Origin of the sequence: Pseudomonas canadensis (genome assembly GCF_000503215.1) — a bacterium.
Lineage (GTDB): Bacteria > Pseudomonadota > Gammaproteobacteria > Pseudomonadales > Pseudomonadaceae > Aquipseudomonas > Aquipseudomonas canadensis.
Genome location: NZ_AYTD01000021.1, coordinates 1 through 2,112, shown reverse-complemented (window position 1 = coordinate 2,112; position 2,112 = coordinate 1). Strand labels below are relative to the sequence as shown.

The following is a 2,112-nucleotide window of genomic DNA, read 5'->3' as shown; positions in this document are numbered from 1 at the left end:
TTAAGAGAACTCACAAATTTTACCTTAGCCTGATCCGTTACCAGTGAAAGTAACGTTCAGTCTATCTTTCTATCACATACCCAAATTTTTAAAGAACGATCTAATCAAAGACTAGAAATCAATATTCATACTCGAATATTCATTTCTAAACTCTAACAAGTAGAAGCAGTTAATGGTGGAGCCAAACGGGATCGAACCGTTGACCTCCTGCGTGCAAGGCAGGCGCTCTCCCAGCTGAGCTATGGCCCCATACAAAATTGGTGGGTCTGGGCAGATTCGAACTGCCGACCTCACCCTTATCAGGGGTGCGCTCTAACCAACTGAGCTACAGACCCAATTTCGAGCGCGTAACTGATTAGCTAAGAGCTATCAGCTTGGAGCTTAAAGCTGCTTCTATCGTCTTCTTCAATGAATCAAGCAATTCGTGTGGGAACTTATGGAGCAGCTGATGTCGTCGATTAAGGAGGTGATCCAGCCGCAGGTTCCCCTACGGCTACCTTGTTACGACTTCACCCCAGTCATGAATCACACCGTGGTAACCGTCCTCCCGAAGGTTAGACTAGCTACTTCTGGTGCAACCCACTCCCATGGTGTGACGGGCGGTGTGTACAAGGCCCGGGAACGTATTCACCGCGACATTCTGATTCGCGATTACTAGCGATTCCGACTTCACGCAGTCGAGTTGCAGACTGCGATCCGGACTACGATCGGTTTTATGGGATTAGCTCCACCTCGCGGCTTGGCAACCCTCTGTACCGACCATTGTAGCACGTGTGTAGCCCAGGCCGTAAGGGCCATGATGACTTGACGTCATCCCCACCTTCCTCCGGTTTGTCACCGGCAGTCTCCTTAGAGTGCCCACCATTACGTGCTGGTAACTAAGGACAAGGGTTGCGCTCGTTACGGGACTTAACCCAACATCTCACGACACGAGCTGACGACAGCCATGCAGCACCTGTCTCAATGTTCCCGAAGGCACCAATCTATCTCTAGAAAGTTCATTGGATGTCAAGGCCTGGTAAGGTTCTTCGCGTTGCTTCGAATTAAACCACATGCTCCACCGCTTGTGCGGGCCCCCGTCAATTCATTTGAGTTTTAACCTTGCGGCCGTACTCCCCAGGCGGTCAACTTAATGCGTTAGCTGCGCCACTAAAAGCTCAAGGCTTCCAACGGCTAGTTGACATCGTTTACGGCGTGGACTACCAGGGTATCTAATCCTGTTTGCTCCCCACGCTTTCGCACCTCAGTGTCAGTATTAGTCCAGGTGGTCGCCTTCGCCACTGGTGTTCCTTCCTATATCTACGCATTTCACCGCTACACAGGAAATTCCACCACCCTCTACCATACTCTAGTCAGTCAGTTTTGAATGCAGTTCCCAGGTTGAGCCCGGGGATTTCACATCCAACTTAACAAACCACCTACGCGCGCTTTACGCCCAGTAATTCCGATTAACGCTTGCACCCTCTGTATTACCGCGGCTGCTGGCACAGAGTTAGCCGGTGCTTATTCTGTCGGTAACGTCAAAACACTAACGTATTAGGTTAATGCCCTTCCTCCCAACTTAAAGTGCTTTACAATCCGAAGACCTTCTTCACACACGCGGCATGGCTGGATCAGGCTTTCGCCCATTGTCCAATATTCCCCACTGCTGCCTCCCGTAGGAGTCTGGACCGTGTCTCAGTTCCAGTGTGACTGATCATCCTCTCAGACCAGTTACGGATCGTCGCCTTGGTGAGCCATTACCTCACCAACTAGCTAATCCGACCTAGGCTCATCTGATAGCGCAAGGCCCGAAGGTCCCCTGCTTTCTCCCGTAGGACGTATGCGGTATTAGCGTTCGTTTCCGAACGTTATCCCCCACTACCAGGCAGATTCCTAGGCATTACTCACCCGTCCGCCGCTCTCAAGAGAAGCAAGCTTCTCTCTACCGCTCGACTTGCATGTGTTAGGCCTGCCGCCAGCGTTCAATCTGAGCCATGATCAAACTCTTCAGTTCAAACATCTTTGGGTTTTTAAGAAACCCTAAACTTGGCTCAGCAATCGTTGGTTACATCTTTGATTTCTCGCGGAGTAACTTGTGATGCTGATAATCTTGTTGACTATCAGTCTGAC

At 50.4% G+C, this 2,112-nt stretch carries 2 tRNA genes and 1 rRNA gene; all 3 read right to left on the bottom strand.

Annotated features, from left to right (window positions below):
- Positions 1-173 precede the first annotated feature (173 nt).
- Positions 174-249 (bottom strand) — tRNA-Ala (locus tag U367_RS0122655).
- 9 nt (positions 250-258) lie between these two features.
- Positions 259-335 (bottom strand) — tRNA-Ile (locus U367_RS0122650).
- Between the two features lie 124 nt (positions 336-459).
- Positions 460-1,996 (bottom strand): 16S ribosomal RNA (locus U367_RS0122645).
- Positions 1,997-2,112: the final 116 nt, after the last annotated feature.